Annotated in this window: 23 protein-coding genes; 3 read left to right on the top strand and 20 right to left on the bottom strand. The window is 57.6% G+C overall.

Annotation, left to right across the window (positions count from 1 at the left end; all coding sequences use genetic code 11):
- Window positions 1-261: 261 nt before the first annotated feature.
- Complete coding sequence (locus ABLV08_RS10155) at window positions 262-537, top strand: DUF2574 family protein (RefSeq protein ID WP_072057568.1); 276 nt, start codon at window positions 262-264, stop codon at window positions 535-537.
- Window positions 538-861: 324 nt separating this feature from the next.
- Complete coding sequence (locus tag ABLV08_RS10150) at window positions 862-1,179, top strand: hypothetical protein (protein ID WP_047075890.1); 318 nt, start codon at window positions 862-864, stop codon at window positions 1,177-1,179.
- A 28-nt stretch (window positions 1,180-1,207) separates the two neighbouring features.
- Here the strand turns inward: ABLV08_RS10150 and ABLV08_RS10145 are convergent, their stop codons facing one another.
- Genes ABLV08_RS10145 through ABLV08_RS10135 form a run of 3 tightly spaced genes read right to left on the bottom strand, consistent with a single transcriptional unit; the run spans window position 1,208 to window position 6,152 of the window.
- Window positions 1,208-2,332, bottom strand: a complete 1,125-nt coding sequence (locus tag ABLV08_RS10145) for an ABC transporter permease (protein WP_063445261.1) — start codon at window positions 2,330-2,332, stop codon at window positions 1,208-1,210.
- Entirely contained in the window at window positions 2,332-5,091 is a 2,760-nt protein-coding gene (gene rbbA / locus ABLV08_RS10140) for a ribosome-associated ATPase/putative transporter RbbA (RefSeq protein WP_348855807.1), read from the bottom strand. Before rbbA ends, ABLV08_RS10145 begins: the two co-directional genes overlap by 1 nt.
- A complete protein-coding gene (locus tag ABLV08_RS10135; protein WP_015704252.1) occupies window positions 5,088-6,152 on the bottom strand; it encodes an HlyD family efflux transporter periplasmic adaptor subunit in 1,065 nt (354 codons plus the stop codon). Before ABLV08_RS10135 ends, rbbA begins: the two co-directional genes overlap by 4 nt.
- Window positions 6,153-6,522: 370 nt before the next feature.
- On the opposite strand from ABLV08_RS10135, the gene ABLV08_RS10130 reads away from it, so the two are divergent.
- Window positions 6,523-7,917: a GGDEF domain-containing protein gene (locus ABLV08_RS10130; protein ID WP_015368480.1), complete on the top strand. Its 1,395-nt coding sequence runs from the start codon at window positions 6,523-6,525 to the stop codon at window positions 7,915-7,917.
- Between the two features lie 47 nt (window positions 7,918-7,964).
- Here ABLV08_RS10130 and trpS read toward each other — a convergent pair whose 3' ends face one another.
- From trpS to ABLV08_RS10045, 17 genes are all read right to left on the bottom strand, one after another.
- Complete coding sequence (gene trpS / locus ABLV08_RS10125; protein WP_047036783.1) at window positions 7,965-8,972, bottom strand: tryptophan--tRNA ligase; 1,008 nt, start codon at window positions 8,970-8,972, stop codon at window positions 7,965-7,967.
- Window positions 8,973-9,172: 200 nt separating this feature from the next.
- The gene (locus tag ABLV08_RS10120; RefSeq protein ID WP_004204123.1) at window positions 9,173-9,502 is read right to left on the bottom strand and encodes a multidrug efflux SMR transporter; all 330 of its coding nucleotides are present in this window, start codon (window positions 9,500-9,502) and stop codon (window positions 9,173-9,175) included.
- A gap of 17 nt (window positions 9,503-9,519) precedes the next feature.
- Window positions 9,520-9,933: a multidrug efflux SMR transporter gene (locus ABLV08_RS10115; RefSeq protein WP_047054127.1), complete on the bottom strand. Its 414-nt coding sequence runs from the start codon at window positions 9,931-9,933 to the stop codon at window positions 9,520-9,522.
- 31 nt (window positions 9,934-9,964) lie between these two features.
- Window positions 9,965-10,633, bottom strand: coding sequence for a hypothetical protein (locus ABLV08_RS10110; protein ID WP_047077457.1), 669 nt, complete (start codon window positions 10,631-10,633; stop codon window positions 9,965-9,967).
- Between the two features lie 12 nt (window positions 10,634-10,645).
- A complete protein-coding gene (locus tag ABLV08_RS10105; protein WP_015704257.1) occupies window positions 10,646-11,266 on the bottom strand; it encodes a phosphate propanoyltransferase in 621 nt (206 codons plus the stop codon).
- A complete protein-coding gene (locus ABLV08_RS10100) occupies window positions 11,263-11,661 on the bottom strand; it encodes a BMC domain-containing protein (protein ID WP_015368475.1) in 399 nt (132 codons plus the stop codon). Before ABLV08_RS10100 ends, ABLV08_RS10105 begins: the two co-directional genes overlap by 4 nt.
- 12 nt (window positions 11,662-11,673) lie before the next feature.
- Window positions 11,674-12,621, bottom strand: a complete 948-nt coding sequence (gene cutD / locus ABLV08_RS10095; protein ID WP_046883381.1) for a choline TMA-lyase-activating enzyme — start codon at window positions 12,619-12,621, stop codon at window positions 11,674-11,676.
- A gap of 85 nt (window positions 12,622-12,706) precedes the next feature.
- Window positions 12,707-16,093: a choline trimethylamine-lyase gene (gene cutC / locus ABLV08_RS10090; RefSeq protein ID WP_032709772.1), complete on the bottom strand. Its 3,387-nt coding sequence runs from the start codon at window positions 16,091-16,093 to the stop codon at window positions 12,707-12,709.
- Window positions 16,094-16,118: 25 nt separating this feature from the next.
- Complete coding sequence (locus ABLV08_RS10085) at window positions 16,119-17,273, bottom strand: 1-propanol dehydrogenase PduQ (RefSeq protein ID WP_032709774.1); 1,155 nt, start codon at window positions 17,271-17,273, stop codon at window positions 16,119-16,121.
- 17 nt (window positions 17,274-17,290) lie between these two features.
- Complete coding sequence (locus ABLV08_RS10080; protein ID WP_015368471.1) at window positions 17,291-17,548, bottom strand: EutN/CcmL family microcompartment protein; 258 nt, start codon at window positions 17,546-17,548, stop codon at window positions 17,291-17,293.
- Window positions 17,549-17,572: 24 nt separating this feature from the next.
- Window positions 17,573-19,174 carry an acetaldehyde dehydrogenase (acetylating) gene (locus ABLV08_RS10075; RefSeq protein WP_042896103.1) on the bottom strand — a complete coding sequence of 534 codons (1,602 nt, stop codon included), beginning with the start codon at window positions 19,172-19,174 and terminating at the stop codon, window positions 17,573-17,575.
- Window positions 19,175-19,227: 53 nt separating this feature from the next.
- Window positions 19,228-19,506 (bottom strand): BMC domain-containing protein, encoded by a 279-nt coding sequence (locus tag ABLV08_RS10070; RefSeq protein ID WP_004146125.1) that lies wholly within the window; start codon window positions 19,504-19,506, stop codon window positions 19,228-19,230.
- 12 nt (window positions 19,507-19,518) lie between these two features.
- Entirely contained in the window at window positions 19,519-19,803 is a 285-nt protein-coding gene (locus ABLV08_RS10065; protein ID WP_002442227.1) for a BMC domain-containing protein, read from the bottom strand.
- Window positions 19,804-19,820: 17 nt separating this feature from the next.
- The gene (locus ABLV08_RS10060) at window positions 19,821-20,099 is read right to left on the bottom strand and encodes a BMC domain-containing protein (RefSeq protein ID WP_012542984.1); all 279 of its coding nucleotides are present in this window, start codon (window positions 20,097-20,099) and stop codon (window positions 19,821-19,823) included.
- Between the two features lie 446 nt (window positions 20,100-20,545).
- Entirely contained in the window at window positions 20,546-21,064 is a 519-nt protein-coding gene (locus tag ABLV08_RS10055) for a FidL-like protein (protein ID WP_015368469.1), read from the bottom strand.
- The gene (locus tag ABLV08_RS10050) at window positions 21,061-21,864 is read right to left on the bottom strand and encodes a winged helix-turn-helix domain-containing protein (protein ID WP_015704262.1); all 804 of its coding nucleotides are present in this window, start codon (window positions 21,862-21,864) and stop codon (window positions 21,061-21,063) included. Before ABLV08_RS10050 ends, ABLV08_RS10055 begins: the two co-directional genes overlap by 4 nt.
- Window positions 21,865-21,885: 21 nt before the next feature.
- Complete coding sequence (locus ABLV08_RS10045) at window positions 21,886-22,470, bottom strand: TetR/AcrR family transcriptional regulator (RefSeq protein ID WP_015704263.1); 585 nt, start codon at window positions 22,468-22,470, stop codon at window positions 21,886-21,888.
- Window positions 22,471-22,490: the final 20 nt, after the last annotated feature.

Here is a 22,490-nt window from a genome sequence, read left to right as displayed (position 1 = left end):
TGGCGCTGCGCTTACCGGGGCTACAGACCCCGTAGCCCGGAAAAGGTGCGCAGCAGCGCCTCCGGGAAAACATCCGGCCCGGCCGCCTGGTTCGTTAACATCAGTAATACCTATCACACTAATAGCTCTCAGTATAATTGTCCTTATTAATTATATGGATTATCTTTCCTGCGTGATGACATCAACGCATCACTTCTCCTGAGGGAGAAAAATAGAAAGCAAATCGCTTATTTCTCATCCTGTTAACTGGTTATAAATTCAATGAAAAAACCGCTAATTGGGATTCTGACATTAGCTTATGGATTGAGCTTGCCTGCATTCGCTGCTGATACCGCTACATTAACCATCTCCGGGCGTGTGGCTACACCTACCTGCAGCACCAATATCATTAACGAAAAAGCTCAACAGCGTTGTGGGAAAAATACTTACCTCATTAACACGCAAAATATGGCAGTCCCATCTCACGGGGTGGTTACCCAAACGGTGAATTTACCGAATGATGCAAACAGGAAAATAATTATCAGCAGCTACGATTAATCACCCACTTATATTTCCGCGCCATTATATTGCCCAGTGGTGAAATAATGGCGCGCTGCTATCAGCCATAAAAATCAGCTATTTGTTGGCTTGAAAATTTATTCCCGCCGTTGAATACTTCTCCCCCGCTTATTTCCACGATCGGCAGGCGTTATCCGCGCTTTTTGGTATTGATGCGATACATCATTAACACTTTGTTAACTTGATCTGGTTTAAGTGACGGTAAATTTGATATACAAATAGGGTAGATTGCCTGTATGGATGCTGCCCGGAATGCCTTGCGATGAATGTTGCAGGTCATCGGCTGGCAATATGAGAATATAAATGAAAATCCTGCTTAACTGGCCGCCGCTGCGCCAGATCGTTACTTACATTCAGGAGCGCTTTACCTTTCTGGTTCTGCTCTGCTGGCCGGCGATTATCTGGCTGTTCTGCCGGGTTGGCGTGTGGCTTACCGATAGCGCCTATCAACTGCTGGGAAAATCGCCTGCCCACTCTTTCACCGTTTATCTTCAGCCATTTATGACGTCTGGCACGTTGCTGCGCATTTCTATCAGTTGGATTGTGCTGTTATTCATCCTTTTCAGTATGGCGATGGCCTTCACCTGGGGGTTACGCCGCTTTATGAATCGTCAAAAATAAGCCATCGGCGCAGCGCCTGCTCCAGGTTTTATGCCATCTCACCAATTGTCTTGCGAAAACGCAGCAGCGCAATGGTAAAGAAAGCGCCGCCGATAGCGAACAAAATTAAAAACTGCGGCCAGACGATGGCAAAGCTGGCGCCGCGGTAAAGTATCGCCTGCGCGAGGCTGACGAAATGGGTGGTCGGCATGGTCAACATAATGTCCTGAACCAGCTGCGGCATACTCTCCCGTGGCGTGGATCCGCCGGAGAGCATCTGCAGCGGCAGCAGCACCAGGATCATCAGTAGCCCCAGTTGCGGCATAGAACGGGCGAGCGTGCCCATAAAAATGCCAATGGAGGTGGTGGCGAACAGGCTGAGCGCAACCCCCAGCATAAACAGCGGAATCGACCCCTCAATCGGTACCTGCAAAACTCCCTGCACCATCAGCAGTAGCGACAGCCCGGAGACAACCAGTACCACCAGACCCATCGACCAGATCTTGGCCATCATTATCTCAAACGGCGTTACCGGCATCACAAGCAGGTGCTCAATGGTGCCGTGCTCTCGCTCGCGGATAAGCGCCGAGCCGGTGAGGACAATTGCCAGCATGGTGATGTTGTTAATAATCGCCATCACCGCGCCGAAGCGCTCTTGCTCAAGGTTAGGGTTAAAGCGCATCCTCACCGCCAGCTCTACCGGAAGCGCACTGTTGTCGCGATAACGGGCGATAAAGCTGTTCACTTCACCGCTGATAATATTCTGGATATAGCCGTTGCCGGTAAAGGCCTGGCTCATTCGCGTGGCGTCGACGTTGACCTGCACCTCCGGCTGACGACCGGCCAGCACATCGCGCTGGAAGTTTGGTGGAATATTGATGGCGAATGTGTATCGTCCCGCATCCAGCCCGGCATCCATTTCATCGGCGCTGATCAACTCCGGCGTTAAAAACCACGGCCGATAAAAGCCGTTAATGATCCGCGATGAGAGCTGTGATTTATCCATATCGGCAATGGCGATAGGCGCCAGGTGCAGAGAGCCGGGCATTACCGTGGCCGAGGAGTAAACCGACACGGTAAAAGCAAACACAATCAGCGCCAGCATCGCTTTATCGCCGAGCAGGCTGCGCAGCTCTTTGACGCCGAGGTTATAAATATTGCGTAATCCGCGCATCATTCCTCCTGTTTTTTCAGCAGCCACACGCTCAGCCCGAGCACCAGCGGCACCGCAATCAATAGTGGAATGAACGAAACCCACAAATCGCTAATATTCAGCGCCTTGGAGAAGGTGCCGCGGGCGATGGTCAGGAAATGACTGGTCGGGTAGATTTGTCCGATCCAGCGACCTGGCCCCTCCAGAGATGCCACCGGGTCGATCATCCCGGAGAACTGGGTGGCCGGAATCAGCGTAATAATCGCGGTACCGAAAATAGCGGCGATTTGGCTCTTCATAAATGTCGAGATCAGCAATCCCAGCCCGGTAGCGATGGTGACATACAGCAGAGCCGCCAGGGTGAGGGTCAGGAAACTGCCCTTATGCGCGACGCCAAATACGAAGACCGATAAAGCGCATAGTAGAAAGAAGTTAAACATCCCCAACACGATGTAAGGCAGCTGTTTGCCGAGCAGGAACTCGCTGCGGGTGGTCGGCGTCACGTACAGGTTGATGATCGAACCGAGCTCTTTTTCACGCACTACGCTCAGCGCGCTGAGCATCGCCGGGATCATCATCAGCAGCAGCGGGATCACCGCCGGGACGATGGCCGGCAGGCTCTTTACGTCCGGGTTATAGCGATAGCGGGTCTCGATGGAAATAATCGAGGTATCACGATTCGGGCTACTTTGCTGCCCGGCCATCTCCTGCAGCCAGGCCAGATGCATCGCCTGTACGTATCCGCGCACCGTTTCCGCGCGATTTGGCATTGCGCCGTCCACCCAAACACCTATTTGCACCGGCGTTCCGCGGGCGATATCGCGGCCAAAGTTCGGCGGGATTTCTATCGCTACCGCCAGCTCGCCGTTACGCATTCGACGATCCAATTCGTCATAACTCTGCAGTGGCGCCTGCTCGATAAAGTAGCGTGAGCCGGCGATATTCTGCGACCAGTTCTGGCTGCTGATCGTTTGATCGCGGTCGAGGACGGCAAAACGCAGATCCTCGACATCCATACTGATCCCATACCCCATGATAAACATCAGGATCACCGTTCCCAGCAGCGCCAGCGTCGATCGTACCGGATCGCGGCGCAGTTCCAGCGCTTCGCGGCGGCTATAGCTAAACAGGCGGCGCAGGCTGAATGACTGGCGTGGGGACGCGTTCTTGTGGTGTGATGCGACAGCAGACGGCGCGGGCGTGGTAGAGACAGAAACGGTCGGTTGCGCGGCATCCGCCGCTTCCTGCAGCCAGGCGATAAACGCCTCTTCGAGGCTGGCGGAGCCACGTTGCTCAACCAGCGCCTGCGGCGTATCGCTGGCCAGCACCTTGCCGGCGTGCATCAGCGAGATGCGATCGCAGCGTTCGGCCTCATTCATAAAGTGGGTAGAGATGAAGATGGTGACACGATCCTGCCGCGCCAGGTCGACCATCAGCTGCCAGAACATATCGCGCGCCACCGGGTCAACGCCGGAGGTGGGTTCATCGAGGATCAGCATCTCCGGGCGATGGATTACCGCGACCGCTAATGACAGGCGCTGGCGGATCCCCAGCGGCAAGTCAGCGGGAAGCGCGTCTTCAACCTCGGTCAGCATAAAGCGTTTGCTCATTTCTGCGACCCGGCCAGCTATTTCATGGTCCGGAATGTGAAACAAGCGGGCGTGCAGCTCCAGGTTTTGCCGTACGCTCAGTTCGCTATAGAGCGAGAAAGCCTGCGACATATAACCCACTCGTTGGCGGGTGGCGATATCTTTCGGGTCGACCGGCTGGCCGAACAGCCAGGCCTCGCCTTCGCTGGCGGGCAACAGGCCGGTGAGCATCTTCATGGTGGTGGATTTGCCGCAGCCGTTAGAGCCGAGGAAGCCAAAAATTTCGCCACGGGCGATACGAAAGTTAACGTGGTCGACGGCGACAAAGTTGCCGAAGCGCATGGTCAGGCCGCGCGCTTCAATAGCGATCTCTTCCTCACTGCTGTCGCGCGGCGGGATGACCACGTCTTTATGCGCCAGGCGCTGCGCTTTCGGCAGCAGGGCGATAAATGCCTGTTCCAGTGTCTGGCTGCCGGTCTGTTTTTTGAGCGCCGCCGCGCTACCGGTCGCCAGAATCTCGCCGGCGTTCATCGCCACCAGCCAGTCGAAGCGCTCGGCCTCTTCCATGTAGGCGGTGGCGACCAGCACGCTCATTTCCGGCTGGCGCTGACGAATGCTGTCGATTAGATCCCAGAACTGCGCGCGGGAGAGCGGGTCGACGCCGGTTGTCGGTTCATCAAGGATGAGTAGCTGCGGGTCGTGGATCAGTGCACAGCACAGGCCGAGCTTTTGTTTCATTCCACCGGAGAGTTTACCGGCAGGGCGATCGCGAAACGGCGCCAGCCCGGTGCTCTGCAGCAGTTCGTTGATACGAAGTTCACGCTCGGCTTTATCGTGACCAAACAGGCGGGCGAAGAAGTCGACGTTTTCATAGACCGATAGTGTATGGTAGAGGTTTTTCCCCAGGCCCTGCGGCATCCAGGCGATTTTCGGGCATACCTGTTGGCGGTGACGAACGTCGCGCATATCGCCGCCGAGCACCATCACGTTACCCTGCTCGATGGCCCGCGCCCCGGCGATAAGCGAGAGCAGGCTTGATTTGCCGACCCCATCCGGGCCAATCAGGCCAACCATACGCCGCGCCGGGATCGCCAGGTTGATATCGCGCAACGCGATGGTGGCGCCAAACTGCTGGCCAACGTTTTCCAGCAGGGCGACGGGGGGCGAAGTATCCTGCGGCGTCAGTTTCATTGCGGCAACCTCACCGTCAGCGCTTCAGGCCAGCTTTTCTGCTTATCCAGTCGTACCCAGGCCATCCCAGGCAGGCCGGTTTTGACATATTCCAGATGCTGCTCCAGTAGCTCTGGCGGAATGCGCGCCTTGACGCGGAACATCAGCTTGAGCCGCTCGTCGCTGGTTTCTACCGTTTTTGGCGTGAATTGTGCGACGCTGGCGACAAAGCTGATATTTGCCGGGATCACCAGCTCTGGCGCGGCATCCAGGATCAAGCGCGCTTCACTGCCGAGCGCCAACAGGCCCGCCTGCTCCGTTGGCAGGAAGAAGGTCATATAGACGTCAGCCAGGTCGACCATGTTCAATACCCGCCCTCCGGCGGCCAGCACTTCGCCTGGCTCAGCAACGCGATACTGGATGCGGCCGTCGCGCGGCGCTTTCAGTTGGCTATCGTCAATATCGGCGAGGATCCGCCGATGGGTCGCTTCGGCGGCTTCAACGCGGGTTTTAGCCTGAATAATGCTGGTACGAGCGGCTTCAATGGCGGCGCGGGCGGCAGAGACCTGCGCTTTCGCCGATTCCAGCGCCGCGCGGGCGCTTTCAGCGGCCGCGCGATCGTCATCCAACTGCTGAGCGGAGACGGCGCCTCGTTGCGAAAGGGTACTGGAACGGACGTGGCGTTTAGCGGTGGAATCGAGCTCCGCCTGGCGCTGCTTCACCACCGCTTCGGTGGCGCGCATTTCGCTCTGCCGCTGGTCGAGTAACGCATTGGCGGCGGCAACCGCGCTTTGCGCTTCTTTGATTTGCGCGGCGGCTTCGAGGCGCTGCTCATTGAGTACCCGCGTATCCATCCGCGCCAGCACATCGCCTTTATGGACGAACTGCCCCTCTTTGACCAGAATCGTCTCGATACGCCCGGCAATTTTGGTGGCGATATCGACTTCCGTCGCCTCGATGCGGCCATTACTGGCGGCGAAGCCCGGCGGGAGCCCGGCCGGGCGCAACATCCACCATGCAGCGGCGATAACCACCGCTGCAACTACGATATACCCGGCCCAACGTCGTTTGTTCTTATCCATACGCGACTCGCTCTGTTCCGTATTGCTGAGTGGTGCGCGTTTCGCTATTTCGCCCGGCGGGACGATAAAAAAGGGGAGATAAGGCCGTCCGGCGCAAAATCCTGTTACGTTGCCAACCGGTGGGGAAGATGTGCTTTTAGAGTGGTCATCATCAGCAATCCTGGCCTTAAATGAAACACGCATATTTATAATCTGGATACTAACATCGGTAGCGGCAAAGTCCATATATAAACTATGGAATTGCGAACCCCTCATTGTAATGGCTGAGAACTACGCTATCCCTATGATTTTCTTCGTCTGGTTGACCTGCGGCAACTCATGTATGATCGGCAACCCCGAAATAGACTAACGCCCGGCGAGCGCTTTATTCATGAACGATGAAAGCAAAAAATATATCTCTGTTATTTTTAAGGAGTGGCTACCGCTGTATGACAGCCTGACGCCAGCCGTTAAGGAGGTACTTAAAAATATCGCAGAGGAGCAATCGGAAGCGTTAGCGGCCCGGTTTTATGATTTTATTTTTCAGGATCCGGATATTGCCCGCCACCTGACTTATGATTTAGTTCAGGAGCGTCTGAGCCGCTCGCTGGCGCTATGGGTGAAGGAGATCCTGACCAGCGGCAAAGCGCAGTTGCCGGCGCTGGCGGAACGGCAATATCAGATTGGCAGCATCCACGCACGGATCGGCATCCCGGCGGAGGCGGTGCTGCGCGGCGCCCGGCAAATTAAGGCCGGGCTTATCGAGTATATCCGCAGCCACGTTAACGACCGCCGGATTGCCGTCGATGCCATCTATTACGCTATTATGGCGATTAATATGGCCGTTGAGATGATGTGCCATGCCTATACCTTATCGCACTATCGGGCGACCAAAAACGAAGAGGCGTATCGCCTGTATAGTTTGATGGACAATGTCCCGATGGAATATGGCAAACAGCAGGCGGCGCTTTCCGGTTGGGAAAATACGGCAATTTTTAATATTGTTAGCGAAAATAAAGCAAATACTAACGCTACGTTATTATCTGAATCAGAATTTGGTCTATGGTTCCGCCATAAATGCGTACGCTATTTTAACAAAAATAGCCAGATGGACGAAATTGCCGCATTAATTTCGCAGGTTGACGACTTATTAATAGGTTGGCGAGCATCCGCCTCTGTCATGGATTATAAAAATACACAAAACCTGATTCAGGGGATCCATATTCATTGCCAGCAAATAGGCAGCCAACTGGGGGTGATTTTTAGCAGCTTGTCGCAGATGCAAAATGGCAAAGATGCGTTAACCAGCCTACTTAACCGCCGCTATTTGCCGGTAGTGCTGAAGCATGAAGTGACGCTGGCAATGGAGCATGAGCTGCCAATGACGGTAGCGATCGTAGATATCGATCATTTCAAAGGCATTAACGATAACTGGGGCCATATGGTCGGCGACCGGGCGATTAAACATGTCGCGGAACTGCTCAGCGATAATATCCGTTCCAGCGACTATATCTTCCGCTACGGCGGGGAAGAGTTTCTGCTGGTGCTGGTGGAGACCGGCGTGTCAGAGGCGTTTACCATCCTCGACCGCCTGCGCAAGAAAATTAGCCAACTGGCGTTTAACGTTGGCGGCGACACGCAGATCCCGATCACCGCCAGCATTGGCTATGCCGTGCACTCCGGCCATCCTGATTACAACCTGCTGTTGCGCGATGCCGATAATGCGCTGTACGCCGCCAAACGCGAGGGGCGCAACTGCGTGAAAATGCACAAAGGCAGGGTATAAAACCGAGCCCCGGTAAACGTAGCGCGACCGGGGCAGGGCTCTGAAGCTCAGAACAGTATCGGCAGCCCCAGCCCGCGCTTCACTTCATGCAGCGTCTGCTGCGTGAGCTGGTGGGCGCGTTCGCTACCCTGGCGCAACAATTCCAGCAGCATTCCTTTATCCTGACTGTAGGTAGCCCGGCGTTCGCGGATCGGCGCCAGTAGCTCCTGCAAGCAGGTTTCCAGTTCATTCTTACACTGGCGATCGCCCAGCCCGCCGCGCTGATAGTGGGCTTTCATCTCAGCAACCCGCGCCTTATCGCTATGGAAAGCGTCGAGATAGGTGAACACCACGTTGCCGTCGACATGCCCCGGATCGCTGACTCTCAGGTGTGTCGGGTCGGTATACATCGCGCTGACCGCGCGGTGAATCTCCTCTTCACTGGCTGATAACGTCAGCGTATTGCCCAGCGATTTCGACATTTTGGCGTTACCGTCGACGCCCGGCAGGCGGCTCACTTCGCTGAGTAGCGCTTTGCAGTGGCGCAGTACCGGTTCGCCGGTGAGGCTATTCATTTTGTGGACGATTTCATTGGTCTGCTCAATCATCGGTAGCTGATCGTCGCCCACCGGCACCAGCTCGGCTTTGAAGGCGGTGATATCGGCGGCCTGGCTAATCGGATAGGCGAGGAAGCCAACCGGCAGCGAGCGGGCGAATCCCTTCTGGGCAATCTCATTTTTTACCGTCGGATTACGTTCCACGCGAGCGACGGTGACGATATTCATATACAGCGCGCTGAGCTCCGCCAGCGCGGGCAGAGCGGACTGCAGGCAAATAGTGGTGAGCCTGGGGTCGATGCCGACGGCCAGATAATCGGCCATGACTTCGAGGATATGGTGGCTGATTTTTTGCGGGTTGCTGCCGTTATCGGTGAGCCCTTGCAGGTCGGCGATCAGGATAAACTGCTGGTGGTCGTGCTGCAGCGTGACGCGCTGGCGCAGCGAGCCGACGTAGTGGCCAAGATGTAGTTGGCCGGTCGGGCGGTCGCCGGTGAGGATGGTTTGTGGATGGTTCATCAGGGACTCCTTATCAGACTGTTCAGCCGAAAGACGTCCTGGAAATAACAAAGCCGCCTTCCGGCGGCTTTGAAAATGGAAACGTGTATCTTGCCGCCTGTTATGCAGGCAGCCACCAACGACGGGGGTAGGTAACGATAACGTTTCTGTTCATCTTTTTATCCTGCCACGAAATCACGGCGGGGTAAACCCGCCTTGTATTACATGGTCGAGAAGACGTTCATGATCACGCCGCCGGAGATAATCAGCGCCATGGCGATAATGGCCGCCAGGTCCGGCTTCTGTTTATAGAGGATCATGGAGCAGATGGTGACGCCGACGATACCGAAGCCGCACCACAGCGAGTAGGCTACGCCCACCGGAATGGTGCTCATCGCGCGGGTGAGGGCGAAGTAGCACAGGCCATAGGCGCAGACTACCAGCACCGAAGGCGCCAGTTTGCTGAAGCCGTTGGTTTTTTTGATCATCGAGGTGCCGGTGATTTCGGAGCCGATAGACAGCGCCAGCCATAAAAATCCGAGATTAAACATAGGGTGTTCCTTTCCTGTTAGTTGGCGATTTTTTTATCCATGGAGGCGACTGGCGTGACGGGCGCAGCCTCTTCGCTCTCTTCGGAACCCATTTTCGAGAACAGGTTCATGATAACGATGCCGCTGGCGATCACCGCCATGCCGATGATGGCGGCGGTATCCGGATGCTGGCCGTAGAATGCCATTCCCAGCGTCGAGACCACCAGGATACCGGTACCGGACCAGGTGGCGTACGCCAGGCCGACCGGGATATCTTTCACCGCTCTTGAGAGCGAGTAATAGCAGGTGCAATAGAGCGCAATCAGCAATACGAGCAGCAGCATTTTTGTGCTGCCTTCGCTGCTACCGAACATTTTTAACGTCGAGGTTGCCGAGGTTTCGGAGAGGATAACCAGCAGCATCCATAACCAGCATTTTGTTTTCGAAGACATCGTTAAGCTCCAGGTTCATAGTTGGGTAAGGTCATATCTTTCTGTTTTTTAAATAATCAATGGCCGCATCGGTCAGCTGCGCGTGCGGGGCCGCCGCCAGCGCTGGATTATTCACCACGTCTGTGACGGTGAGATAACGGCGCGGTTCGCCGCTGGCGGCGGCAGGCGCGGTGGGCGCGTCCAGCGTCGCCAGCAGCTCATTCATGGTGCCGAGGAAGACGCCGCAGGCTTCCAGACGAGCCAGCGTGGCCTGCAGATGCCCGGCATAGGCGCTGTCGGCCTGCGCCCCGCGCAGTTGGTTGAGTTCGCTGAGCGGATCGCAGTGGTAGCGCAGCGCCAGCACGGGAATACCCGCCAGCAGCGCCTCGTGCGCGCAGCGGGCGAGCGGGCTGCTGAGCGTGCCGTTCAGCAGGTCTGAAGCCAGCGGATAATCGAGAAACGGCAGCAGTACCGCCCGCCACGGCGCTGACGGCAGGGCATCCTGCCAGGCCGAAGAGGGAATTATCTCCCCGACCTCCCGCCACGCGGCGGCGTCAGCGAGGCCATCCTCCAGCGCGAGGCGTAGCGGATAGCCGCTTCCCGCCAGGCGTTGGCGGATAGCCGCGCGATAGCCATCAGCGGCGGTCACTATCACCAGTACCGGCGGGCGCAGGCGCTGCAAAACACGCGCAACTAAACCTTCAATCTGTTCGTCGGTCATGGCGAGCCTCCGTTAGCCGATGAGCGTCACCTGCGCGCCGTTTTTCAACCCGGCGGCATTGGCTTCTTCGGTGTCAATGTGAAACTCCAGCGCGAAGTCATCGCGCACCCGCACCACCACTTCATCGAAAGTCAGCTGGCGCTCGCCGTTGCTGCGCACGCTGACCTTCTGGCCATTGCTAACGTTGAGTCGGCGTGCGTCCTGCGGCGACATGTGAATATGCCGCCAGGCGCAGATCACCTGCGAATGGAGTTCAACGTGGCCAGCGGGCCCAATCAGCAGCGCGCTACCGGCATTCTCCAGCTGGCCGGACTCACGAACTGGCGCCTTAATCCCGAGCGTGAAGCAGTCGGCGCGCGACACTTCCAGTTGCGAAACCGGGCGGGTCGGCCCGAGGACACGGACGTTGGTCAGCGAGCCCTTCGGCCCGACAATGGTCACGCACTCCTGGGCGGCAAACTGCCCCGGCTGGCGCAGCGGTTTGAACGGCGTCAGGCTGTAGCCTTTGCCGAATAGCGCCTCGACGTCCTGCTGCGCGAGATGGACGTGGCGGTTGGAGATCCCCACCGGGATCGCCGGCGCCGTTGCGCTCAGGCGGGCGGCGATTTTTTCGCGAACCAGGGTGTCGATCATGACTTCTTCCCTTTCTTCAGCGCCGGATGTTTATCTTCCGTTTCGTTCGGGGCGGCAGGGGGGACGATAGGTTCCGGGGCGGGGATAACCACCGGTTCGGCCGTTTTTTGCTCGCGCGGCGGGTTGCCTTTGAGGTTGCTTAACGCTTCAACCACGCAGCGCTCCGGGCGGGCAATCACCAGCGACTTCACGGTGTGCTCGGCGCCTGCGACCGCCACGCCGCGTTCAATGGCGGTGTGGATGGCGCTGATCTCCCCTTCAAAGCAGACGCTCACCAGCCCGGAGCCTGGTTTGCGATAGCCAATGCAGGTCACTCCCGCAGCTTTACAGGCGGCGTCGACGGCCTGAATGGCGGCGACCCATCCTCGCGTTTCAATTACGCCTAAACTTTTCATGGTCGGCTCCTGTTAATGGCGGACTAAGCGAATATCAAAATCAAATTGCTGGAAGAAGGTTTCCAGCCGGTCCAGTTCGTCTGGTGTATAAGACGGGTCCTGGGTAATCGGGTAGGGCATATCCAGGCGTTCGTACTTTTTGCGTCCCAACTGGTGATACGGCAGCATGTCGATGCGGCGGATATTTCCACGCTTCGCCAGCTTCTGTACGTAATCAATGGCGCCGGTAATGGCGTCGAATGAGTCGTTGTAGCCGCGAATGAGCGGCATACGCACAATGACGTTGGCGCCGGAATCCACCAGCCATTCGAGATTGCGGCGGATCCCTTCGTTGCCGATGCCGAGCATCGCCTTGTGGTGTTCGCTGTTAATCTGCTTTATGTCGAACAAGAAGGTGTCGGTGACCGGCGCCAGCTTCTGGTAGTTGGCAAGCGGGGTGGTGCCCTGGGTTTCGACGGCGGTGTTAATCATCATCTTTTTGCATTCGCTGAATAAGGCGACGGCAAAATCGGTCTGCAGGCTCATCTCGCCGCCGCCGATGGTGACGCCGCCGCCGGAGGAGATGTAGAAGTCGTAGTCCTGCATGATGATCTCCATCAGCTCGCTGACGGTGACGTCCTTGCCCATAATGTCCAGCGCGTTCTGGGTGCAAATCTCTTCGCATTTGCGACAGCCAATGCAGTCTTTATTGCGGTTGACGAAGTGCTTCATTTCGCCGTTCTCTTCCGCCCGATAATGAATACCCGCCGGACAGACGCTGACGCAGTCGCCGCAGTTAATGCATTTGTCGTGCGAGAACATCACCTGGAACTGGCTGTTCAGCCCTTCCGGGTTGGCGCACCACGGGCAGCGAATGTTGCAGCCCTTAAAAAACACCAGCGTGCGAATGCCATCGCCGTCATAGATCGAATATTTCTGGATATTGAAAATTCGGCCCGTTAATTCTTGTTTTGCGATCACGCTTGCCTCCCGCTCCGTCCCGTTACGGGACGGAGAACTTCCGGTTATTTCTCAAATACAGCTCATTTAATTCTCTTTAAGAGAACTAGAACTTCTCAATCACCGTACGGCTGATGATCTCGTCCTGGACCTCTTTGCACAGCTCAACGAAGTAGGCGCTGTAGCCGGCGACGCGAACGATCAGGTCGCGGTATTTCTCCGGCTCTTGCTGCGCCTTCTTCAGCACTTCGTTATCGACGTAGCTGAACTGCATCTGGCCGTTGCCGAGAATCGAGGCGGTACGCAGCAGGGTAATCAAGCCGTGGCGTCCTTCCGGGGTATCCAGCAGCCCTTTGAGGAACTTGAAGTTGTGCACCATGCCGATGTTCATGGTTTCCACGTTCATCTTGCTGACCGACTTGATAATCGCCGTCGGGCCTTGTTTATCCGCGCCCTGGGTTGGGCTGATGCCGTCGGAGAGCGGCATCCACGCCAGGCGGCCGTTCGGCGTGGCGTTGGTCAGCTCGCCGATTGGCGTGTTGTTGGAGATAGACAGGGTGCCGTGGCTGAGGGTCGAGTAGAGCATCTTGTACTTACGGCACTCTTTCTCGGTCCATTCGGTAATATCCAGCGCGTACTGGTCGACGTAGTTATCGTCGTTACCGTATTTCGGCGCGTTCAGGCAGTCGCGGCGCAGCGCTTCGTAACCTTCAAAGTTGGCCAGCAGCGCATCGCGGATCTGCTCAAGGGTGTATTTCTTCTCTTCGAACACCAGCTTGCGGATCGCCGCCATCGAATCGACGTAGGTCGCCAGGCCGGAGAAAATCAGCCCCGGACCGTGGTTGACCATCGCGCCGCCGGCGGCGACATCTTTGCCGCTCTCCATGCAGCCCTCGACCAGCAGCGACATCAGCGGCTTCGGCGCCACATCGCGGTGGACGCGCTGGCTAATGACGGTGCCGATGGCCGACAGGCGCACGATATGGGCGATCTGCTGTTTCACCGCCGCGTCGAAATCTTCGAAGGTGCGCAGGTCGCGCAGGTCGCCGGTATCCAGCCCCTGATAGCTATCGAACAGCACCATCCGCCCGCGGTTGAGCACGAACTCGATAGCGATAGGCCACTGGGTGTAGCCGGTGGAGGTCCACTGGTAGATTCGCCCGGATTTCTGCGGCTCAACGCAGCCCATCAGGCAGTAATCGCGGGCGTCTTCAAAATCGAAGCCTTTGCGCAGCATCATCTTGATGTGGGAGTCATCGAAGTGGCAGGCCGGGAAGCCCATTCCCGCTTTCACCACGTCGACGATTTTTTCCATGTATTTCTGCGGCGACTGGTTGTGGATACGGCAGGCCAGCGACGGCTGGTAAACCTTCACGAAGCGCACGGCGTCCATAATCAGATAGGTCAGGTCGTTACAGGCATCGCCGCCGCTACGTTTCTGGCCGCCAACGGTGAGGTTGATAAACGGCTGATAACCCGCGAAATATTTCGCTCCCAGCTCGCTCGACATCCACATCAGTTCGGCGCATTTGATGATGAACGCCTGCAGCAGCTCCAGCGCGGTGTCGTGGGTCAGGCGGCCTTCGCGGATATCGGCTTCGAACATCGGGTAGCAGTACTGGTCGACGCGCCCCAGCGACAGCCCGGTCTGGTTTTCTTCGATTTCAAACAGTGATTCGACGGTCCAGATACTCTGCAGCGCTTCCTGCAAGGTCTTCGGCGGATTGGCCGGCACGTTTTCGTTGACGTCGGCGATGGTCAGCAACTCGGCGCGGCGCTGGGCATTTTGCTCTTTAGCCGCCAGTTCGCGGGCGTGGGCGGCGATGCGGCGGGCGTAGTTGACCACCCCTTCACAGGTTTCAATCGCCGCTTTGTAGTAGTAGATACGGTCGATATCTTCCGGGTTTTCCATGCTCAGGCTGGCCAGATGCGCTTCGGCATCGGCTTTAATGCCGTTCATCCCTTTGGTGAATAGCAGCACGTCGTAGCCCGGACAGGTATCGCCGCCGCCGTTAATCTGGTGATAGGAGAGATCGCTGACGAAGGTCTCGCCGCTGAAGGCCCAGACGCCGGCCTCACGGTATTGCGCTTCGCAAATCTCGTCCAGCGAACGCCCTTCCCAGAACGGGACGATCTCTTCGCGAATGGTTTTTTTATCTGCTTCGCTGATTTCAAACGGATCCTGCGGGCGGGTGCTCATGGTGTCGAGCTCGTCGCGCACCCAGCGCCAGGCGATATCTGGCGAGAAGGCGCCCGCGCGCGGCTTGCCGCACGGATGGCCGACGATCAGCTCATCGTCCTGAATCAGAATCGGCGCGGTTTCGCAGGCGTGGCGGAAGGCTTTCGCCCGTAGCAGAATAGTCGGCATGCCAGGGTTGGCTTTGACCACTTCGGTAAAGGCCAGCGCGCGATAGATAGAGACGCTCGGGCGCACCGTCAGGTAGTGGTTACGCAGGCGCTGCATACGCGGGGTTAAGCCTTCCATCGCCGGCGTGTCGGCGCAGGCGGCGAACGGCGCGTGGCTGACCTGCTGTACGCCGCTAAACAGACGTACCGGCAGATTCAGCGCGCTGAGGTTACGCTGGGCGCTGATAAACATCGCCGAGAGTTCGTTCACTTCGGCGTTGTCAAAAGCGGCGCCGCGCAGCATGGCGTCGAGCATCGGATAGCCGTCAATGGCGCAGGCGGCGCGGACTTCGCTCAGTTCCGCCAGCTTGAACCACAGGCACTCCACGATTTCATAGGCCTGCTGGGTATTCAGCGCGCCGCTGTTGATATCGCGTTGGAAGTAAGGCAGTAGCGCGATATCCGCCCCTTGCGGGTTAACCGCATAGCTGCCGTTATCCAGCTGTAGCGCCAGCTGGAACAGATAGAACGCCTGGCAGGCTTCTTTAAAATTACGCGCCGGATGGGCCGGAACGTGGTGCAGAATGGCCGCGCTATCGAGCAGCTCGGCTTTGCGATAAGCATTGGTTTCCGCGGCCGCCAGCTGTTCGGCGCTGTTGGCCAGATTTTGCGCCAGCGCGAGCAGGGCGTCGCAGGCGTAGATGGCGGCGCGGCAGCCGTTGACTTCATCCATCCCGCTGCGGCTAACGGCGCTACCGAGGGCGCGGGTTTTCTCTTCCAACTGGTGTTTAATCGCCAGCACGCCTTTTTCGACTACCAGTTTGTAATCCGGTGAATCGAGATCGCTGTTGAGGTTGAGGAACTGGAATACGGATGGGCGATGCGCGGCGCTTTCATCATGGAAAATCGCCCCGTGCGGTTTACGGGTCTGGTTACCGACAATCAGTTCGTCGGCGCTGATGGTCAGCGGCAGCTGGCGCATCAGTTCATAGATACGGCGAGCCGGTTTGACGGCGGCGGGAATGCCCGCGATATCGCTATCCAGCGCGCTGAGGATCGCGGCGTGCTCGGTGCACAGGGTGCTTGCCTGCGAGCGTAAACGGTCTGCCAGCACTTTGACGCGCGGCGTTAAGCTGTAGTGTGCCATGGGTAAGGTTCTCCAAATCTTGTTATCAGTGGCCCTGTACGGGATGACCGGACCAGGCCCGGCGATAAAGCTCGGTTAACGTGTTAGCGTCCGGCGCGCGTGGGTTGGTAGGGGTACAGCTGTCGCGCAGCGCCTGGCCGACCATCTCCGGCAAACGGCGTTCGAATTCAGCCGCCTCAATGCCGGTGTCGCTAATGCCGGAGGGCATGCTCATCTCTTCTTTTAAAGCCTGAATGGCGACCAGCAGGCTGGCGACGCCCTGGCGCGGCGAGGCGGCTGGCAGATCCAGTAGATGCGCCAGACGGGCATATTTCGTTGCCGCAAGGGTGTCGCACTGACCGTCGAAATCGGCGTTCCAGGCGACGACTTGCGCCATCAACAGGGCGTTGGCGCGGCCATGGGGCACGCGGAAGACGCCGCCGAGGGCGTGGGCCAGGCTGTGGGTTATCCCAAGCGAGGCGTTGGTGAAGGCCATCCCCGCCATGCAGGAGGCGTTATGCATCTTTTCGCGCGCCTGCAGGTTGTCGCCGCTGCGCCAGCAGGTCGGCAGATAGCGAAATACCTGCTGCACCACTTTCTCCGCCAGCGCGTCGGAAAAGTCGCTGGCGGCGCGGGAGACGTAGGCCTCAAGGGCGTGACACAGCACGTCCATGCCGGTGTCGGCGGTAATCGCCGGCGGCACCGAAGCCACCAGCGCCGGGTCAAGAATGGCGATATCCGGCAGCAGCGACGCATCCACCAGTACCAGCTTTTCCGCGTTGGCTTTCACCACCGAAAAGGCGGTGACTTCCGAGCCGGTACCGCTGGTGGTTGGGATAGCGACAAAGCATGGACGCGGGCGATCAGTCTGCGGACGGGTTTGCGCCAGGGAGAAAATAACCGCTTTAGCGGCATCGATTACCGAACCGCCGCCGAGCGCGATAACCAGATCCGGGTAGTGGTTATCCATTAACTTCATGCCGCGCACTACGGTGGCGATATCCGGATCCGCCACCACGTCGTCCCACATCTGCCAGGCGATCCCGCGCTGGCGCAACAGGGCGGTGACGCGCTCGGCGAGACCAAACTTGACCATCGCTTTATCGGTCACCAGCAGCACGCTGCGGGCGGAAAGTTCGTTCAGCACCGAGAGGGCGTCCTGACCGAAGCAAATCCGCGGTTTCAGTAAAAATTCACTCATTGGGCTACTCACTCCTGTTAGGCGTCCCGAAACACGTTCTCGACAATGGCGACCACCGACATCGCTTTGTAGCGGTCTTTATTGAGCGCGAAGTACTCTTCCGCCAGCACGATATCGTGCATGCCGGCGCCGACGTTATCGACGGCAACCCAGGTCTGGTCTTTCATCGGCTGCTGTTTGTCATCTAAGCGGGTGATCAACAGCAGGTTGCTGCCGCGTAGCTCATCGCATTTCTGCGTGGCGACGACATGGCCGGTTACCTTTGCGAGAATCATCGTTTATCGCCTTATATCAGTGCGTTACTTAGCGAGGCGCTCCAGCACCTGGCGAATAACGCGTTCCACGTTTTGTTCGTTGATTTCACCTTCCATACTGGCGGCGCCTGCGCTGGCGAAACGGTCATCGTTGCCTGCGGTGCGCGCTGGCGCGGCGCTGGCCGGGGCGTTGAAACGCACGTCATCAAGAATGCTGCGCTGCGGATCGCTCGCCGGAGTAACGATGGTCGGCTGTGGTTCAGGGCGGCTGCCCGGCGCGCGAAGCTCGTCAATCGAACGCACGCCATAGCCGACTTTGCGGATATTGAGCAGGTTCATCGGGCCGACGTTGTCGGAGCTGGAGCCGCCGCCGACCGCGCCGCAGCCGAGAGTCAGCGCCGGAGAGATGTTGGTGGTCGCGCCGATCCCGCCGAGCGCCGCCGGAGTATTAATCAGAATGCGGTTGACCGGTTTTTCGAGGCTGAACTGGCGGATGACATCCTGATTACGGGTGTGGATCACCAGCGTATGGCCGAGTCCTTCGTTGGTCAGTAGCTCCACCACGCGGTGGCAGGCGGCTTTCCAGTCCTCTTCCACGTACAGGCCAAGTACCGGGCACAGTTTTTCCCGCGAGTAGGGGTTTTTCGGCGATACGGTGGTCTGCTCGGCGATCAGTACTTTAGTGCTGGCCGGGACGCAGAATCCCGCCATCTGGCTGAGGTACAGCGCGGTTTTGCCGACCACTTTCGGGTTGATGGTGCCGTTCGGGCGCAGCAGTAGCGCCGCCATTTTCGCCGCCTCATCTTCATTCATGAAGTAGACGCCCTGCGCTTCCAGCTCGCGGTGGACCTCGTCGTAAATGCAGCGTTCGACGATGATCGACTGTTCGGAGGCGCAGATCACGCCATTATCGAAGGTTTTACTGGTGACGATATCTTTCACCGCGTGGTGGATATCGGCGCTGCGTTCGATAAACGCCGGGCCGTTACCCGGGCCGCCGCTGATGGTCGGGGTGCCGGAGGCGTAGGCCGCGCGCACCATGCCTTCGCCGCCGGTGGCGAGGATCAGCGACACGTCTTTGCTGTGCATCAGTTCGGAGGTGGCTTCGAGCGTTAACTGGGTGATGCCGTCGACGCTGCCTGCCGGCGCGCCGGCCGCTTCTGCCGCGCGTTTGACGATTTCAATCGCCTTCCAGCTGCACTGACGCGCGCCCGGATGAGGGGAGAAGATAATGGCGTTACCGGCCTTGAGGGCGATCAGCGCTTTGTAGATAACCGTAGAGGTTGGGTTAGTTGAGGGGACCAGTGCGCAAATCACGCCGAGCGGCACGCCCACGTCCATCACTTTTTTTACCGGGTCGTCATGAATGATGCCAACGGTCTTCATATCTTTGATGGCGTCGTAGACGCGCAGCGAGGCGAAACGGTTTTTCAGCACTTTGTCCTGCCAGTTGCCAAAACCGGTCTCTTCCGCGGCCATTTTCGCCAGCGCTTCGGCGTGGTGCGCTGCTTCCTGGGCCACGTTTTTCACGATGGCGTCGATTTGCTGTTGCGAAAAGGTGGCCAGAATCGCCTGCGCCTTTTTGGCGTTGCGCACCAGTTCCCGCGCGTTCTGCCGGGATTGCAAATCGTTATCCAGTTCAATCATGAGTCTATCCTTCATCAGACGAAAAGAGTGGAGACGGGGCGCGCCCTGTCAGGTCATGCTTTGTGCTGCGCCGCGATTTTTTCGATGTCGTTATGTGGACGCGCAATGACGCGAGAGCTGACGACTTCGCCGATGCGTTTCGCCGCTTCCACGCCGGAGTCGACCGCCGCGTTGACCGCGCCGACGTCGCCTTTCACCATTGCGGTGACGAGGCCGGAACCGACGTTTTCATAGCCGATAAGCTCGACGTTGGCGGCTTTACACATCGCGTCCGCGGCTTCAATGCAGGCCACCAGACCTTTGGTTTCGATAAGACCAAGCGCTTCTTTCATCAGGTTTCTCCGTTAGTCCGCAATTTTGTAATGCGAGACGATTTTGTTGATGTCGTTATGCGGACGGGCGATAACCAGCGAGGTCACCACTTCGCCGATGCGCTGCGCCGATTCCACACCGGAATCCACCGCTGCTTTCACCGCGCCGACGTCGCCTTTCACCATCGCGGTGACCAGGCCGGAGCCGACGTTTTCATAGCCGATAAGCTCGACGTTGGCGGCTTTACACATCGCATCCGCCGCTTCAATGCAGGCCACCAGACCTTTGGTTTCAATCAGACCTAATGCATCACCCATTTGCGTTCTCCTGGCCTTCAGGCCTTGTGTTTAATGACGATTTTGTTGATGTCGTTATGTGGACGCGCGATGACCAGCGAGGTCACCACTTCGCCGATGCGCTGCGCGGATTCCACACCGGAATCCACCGCCGCTTTTACCGCGCCGACGTCGCCTTTCACCATCACGGTGACAAGGCCGGAGCCGACGTTTTCATAGCCGATCAGTTCGACGTTGGCGGCTTTACACATCGCGTCCGCTGCTTCAATACAGGCCACCAGACCTTTGGTTTCGATAAGCCCCAATGCATCACCCATCGTGATTTCCTCCAGAACAGGTTTTGTTATTCGGGAAAACCGTCCGCGTAACGGCATCAACACGCGGAAGCGGCGTTCGGGGTTCACTATAGGGAATGGGGAAAGAAGTGAAATTTAAATCCATGAGGATGAATATTTTAGGTTTTTACTCTGTGATTTAGCCTTATTTAGCCTTACATTTATCTGTTCGTTCTGTTTTATGCGTGTTGATTTTTATGATGATATGGCGCTTTTTTAGGCTATTTATCGGCGGGAGATGAATGTTAATAAGATGCTAATTACTTGCCAGCGGTTAGTAATATAGCCACGTGATAATTGTGGGTATGCGCAAGTTTTGGCGTCGAAGCTAAATGCAAAACGTGCGCTTTTAGCATCGTGGAAAGAGGGGGCAATAATGGCGCGTGAGCGAGGGCGCATTTTCCTCGCGGCGGTTCAGGGGGGACGGGTTAGTTAAGCGTGCTGCCGGACTTCAGCGTGCAGATGTAGAGCGGCGAGTTGATAGAACTCAGCAGGATAGCTTTGTCGTTAAGCTTCTGCGCGTTGAGGAACAGGCCATCGTGGCTGTCGGACATCTCGCGCATGAAGTAGTCGAAGATGACATTGGGCGATTCGTCGATGGATGAGGCGCTGGATTCCCATTTTTTAATTCGGTAGTGGCGTTCGGTTGCCGAGATGCGTTGGCTGGTGTAGCTGAATTTGACGTAGCGCTGCAGGTAGAGCCAGCCGGCGGCGGAATCGGTATAGCCTTCCACCACCATCGAACCGTTGCCGTTGGCGGCAAAATTAAAATGAATATTGCCGTTCACATTCTCTTTTTCCATGTTCTCAAAACGCATGATTGCTTTGGTGGAACAGCTCATCACGCCGTCGTTGGCATCCGGCAGCAGGCGCCAGGCGCTAAACCCGGCGGCGGCGATAAACGCGAGGGCGGAAAGGGCGAAAAAGGGGCGGGGCGCGAGTCTCATTGCGGCTTCCAGGAGTAGTAAAAGTAGTTATCGCAATAGCTAAATGGGTTGTCTTCGTGCATCGCGCAGTGGGCGAGAAATACCCGGCCCAGGCCGTTAGTCTCCAGCCGGTCGCCGTAGAAGAAAACGAAACGCTCCCCCGGCTTGCAGCTGAGCTTCAGCCGCTGACGCACCTCATCAAAATTCTTACCGTAGGCCGTGGCGGAAACCGAACGCAGCATTTCATCGCTGGCCAGCAGTTCGCACTGGCTGTGGCTCATCAGCGTCAGATTGATTGGCCGGGCGACGTGGGTGCCGGCGAGACTAAATGCCACCAGCAGCAGGGCGATGAGCAGCAGACAGCCGCCGGCCAGATACCAGCACATACCGCGCGCATGTAGAGAAGCGGCGGGCGGCGTCGGCGCCGCAGCGGGGGCGGCTTCATCAGGCGTAGCGCATGTGAGAACGGCATCGGCGGGCGTCGGCTCGGCGTCGAGCAGTTCGATGCTGAGATCCTGATTCAGCTGCAGCATGCCGCGCGACACGGTGACAATAATGTTATCGATATCGTAGTGGCGGAAGGTTTTGCGCAGCATGCTCAGGTATTGATTGAGATTGCTGTTGGATGAGGTTAAGCCGTTATCGTCCCAGACCTTTTTCAACACTTCATCGCGACTGACAACGCCGGTATGGCGAAGAAAGAAATAGAGCAGCGCGTTGGCGGTAATGGATAGCTGACTATCCGGCTCATTGCCGCCCGGTAATGTTAGGGTGCCGTCCGTTGCGTCATAAATGAGACGGGCATTGATGTTGTAGCGCATCGCGGCCTCACTCTACTCGCTTCACGCGGGAAGCGTCATTTTTGTCAGATCGTTTACCAGCGCCTGGCGGTGTTCGCTGCTCATGGTGCGCCCTTCGGTCAGTTCCGATAACCAGATGCCGTCGGCGGCATAGCGCACCAGCGTGCCGGTCGGGCCGTTATCGAGCGCATCGCCCTGCGCCAGATGATCCAGCATCCAGTCGCGCCAGCATTTTCGCAGCACCGGTTCGTCGGGCATCGCCAGCGACAGCACCATCAGTTGCCGGCTTTCGTGGGTATCCGTCAGCTCCGGGTTGGACAGATAGCGCAAATAGGCGCGGGTAAAGCGCCCGTAAGCGATGTTATCGGCGGCCATCAGCTCGCTAATCGCCTTTTCCATAATCGCCAACAGCCGGGCGAACAGGGCGAAAATTAGCGCCTGTTTATTGGGAAAATGGTGCATGAGCCCGCCTTTGCTGACGCCAGCTTCGCGGGCGACGGCGTTCAGCGACAGGGCGGCGATACCGTCCCGGCCGGCAATCATCGCCGCCGATTCAAGCAGTTGACGATGCAAACGGACGGGGTCTTTTTTACGATGCTGGGCTTCCATGTTCATGGCCCGGATCATACCGACCAGACGGTATGATT

Source organism: Klebsiella sp. CN_Kp088 (assembly GCF_040064335.1).
Classification (GTDB): domain Bacteria; phylum Pseudomonadota; class Gammaproteobacteria; order Enterobacterales; family Enterobacteriaceae; genus Klebsiella; species Klebsiella aerogenes.
This window is presented reverse-complemented; position numbering and strand designations above follow the sequence as displayed.

Excerpts from the sequence above, each read along its gene's own strand:
- ABLV08_RS10155 (WP_072057568.1), top strand. The coding sequence starts at position 262 with ATGAAAAAACCGCTAATTGGGATTCTGACATTAGCTTATGGATTGAGC.
- ABLV08_RS10150 (WP_047075890.1), top strand. The coding sequence starts at position 862 with ATGAAAATCCTGCTTAACTGGCCGCCGCTGCGCCAGATCGTTACTTAC.
- ABLV08_RS10145 (WP_063445261.1), bottom strand. The coding sequence starts at position 2,332 with ATGCGCGGATTACGCAATATTTATAACCTCGGCGTCAAAGAGCTGCGC.
- rbbA (WP_348855807.1), bottom strand. The coding sequence starts at position 5,091 with ATGAAACTGACGCCGCAGGATACTTCGCCCCCCGTCGCCCTGCTGGAA.
- ABLV08_RS10135 (WP_015704252.1), bottom strand. The coding sequence starts at position 6,152 with ATGGATAAGAACAAACGACGTTGGGCCGGGTATATCGTAGTTGCAGCG.
- ABLV08_RS10130 (WP_015368480.1), top strand. The coding sequence starts at position 6,523 with ATGAACGATGAAAGCAAAAAATATATCTCTGTTATTTTTAAGGAGTGG.
- trpS (WP_047036783.1), bottom strand. The coding sequence starts at position 8,972 with ATGAACCATCCACAAACCATCCTCACCGGCGACCGCCCGACCGGCCAA.
- ABLV08_RS10120 (WP_004204123.1), bottom strand. The coding sequence starts at position 9,502 with ATGTTTAATCTCGGATTTTTATGGCTGGCGCTGTCTATCGGCTCCGAA.
- ABLV08_RS10115 (WP_047054127.1), bottom strand. The coding sequence starts at position 9,933 with ATGTCTTCGAAAACAAAATGCTGGTTATGGATGCTGCTGGTTATCCTC.
- ABLV08_RS10110 (WP_047077457.1), bottom strand. The coding sequence starts at position 10,633 with ATGACCGACGAACAGATTGAAGGTTTAGTTGCGCGTGTTTTGCAGCGC.
- ABLV08_RS10105 (WP_015704257.1), bottom strand. The coding sequence starts at position 11,266 with ATGATCGACACCCTGGTTCGCGAAAAAATCGCCGCCCGCCTGAGCGCA.
- ABLV08_RS10100 (WP_015368475.1), bottom strand. The coding sequence starts at position 11,661 with ATGAAAAGTTTAGGCGTAATTGAAACGCGAGGATGGGTCGCCGCCATT.
- cutC (WP_032709772.1), bottom strand. The coding sequence starts at position 16,093 with ATGGCACACTACAGCTTAACGCCGCGCGTCAAAGTGCTGGCAGACCGT.
- ABLV08_RS10085 (WP_032709774.1), bottom strand. The coding sequence starts at position 17,273 with ATGAGTGAATTTTTACTGAAACCGCGGATTTGCTTCGGTCAGGACGCC.
- ABLV08_RS10080 (WP_015368471.1), bottom strand. The coding sequence starts at position 17,548 with ATGATTCTCGCAAAGGTAACCGGCCATGTCGTCGCCACGCAGAAATGC.
- ABLV08_RS10075 (WP_042896103.1), bottom strand. The coding sequence starts at position 19,174 with ATGATTGAACTGGATAACGATTTGCAATCCCGGCAGAACGCGCGGGAA.
- ABLV08_RS10070 (WP_004146125.1), bottom strand. The coding sequence starts at position 19,506 with ATGAAAGAAGCGCTTGGTCTTATCGAAACCAAAGGTCTGGTGGCCTGC.
- ABLV08_RS10065 (WP_002442227.1), bottom strand. The coding sequence starts at position 19,803 with ATGGGTGATGCATTAGGTCTGATTGAAACCAAAGGTCTGGTGGCCTGC.
- ABLV08_RS10060 (WP_012542984.1), bottom strand. The coding sequence starts at position 20,099 with ATGGGTGATGCATTGGGGCTTATCGAAACCAAAGGTCTGGTGGCCTGT.
- ABLV08_RS10055 (WP_015368469.1), bottom strand. The coding sequence starts at position 21,064 with ATGAGACTCGCGCCCCGCCCCTTTTTCGCCCTTTCCGCCCTCGCGTTT.
- ABLV08_RS10050 (WP_015704262.1), bottom strand. The coding sequence starts at position 21,864 with ATGCGCTACAACATCAATGCCCGTCTCATTTATGACGCAACGGACGGC.
- ABLV08_RS10045 (WP_015704263.1), bottom strand. The coding sequence starts at position 22,470 with ATGATCCGGGCCATGAACATGGAAGCCCAGCATCGTAAAAAAGACCCC.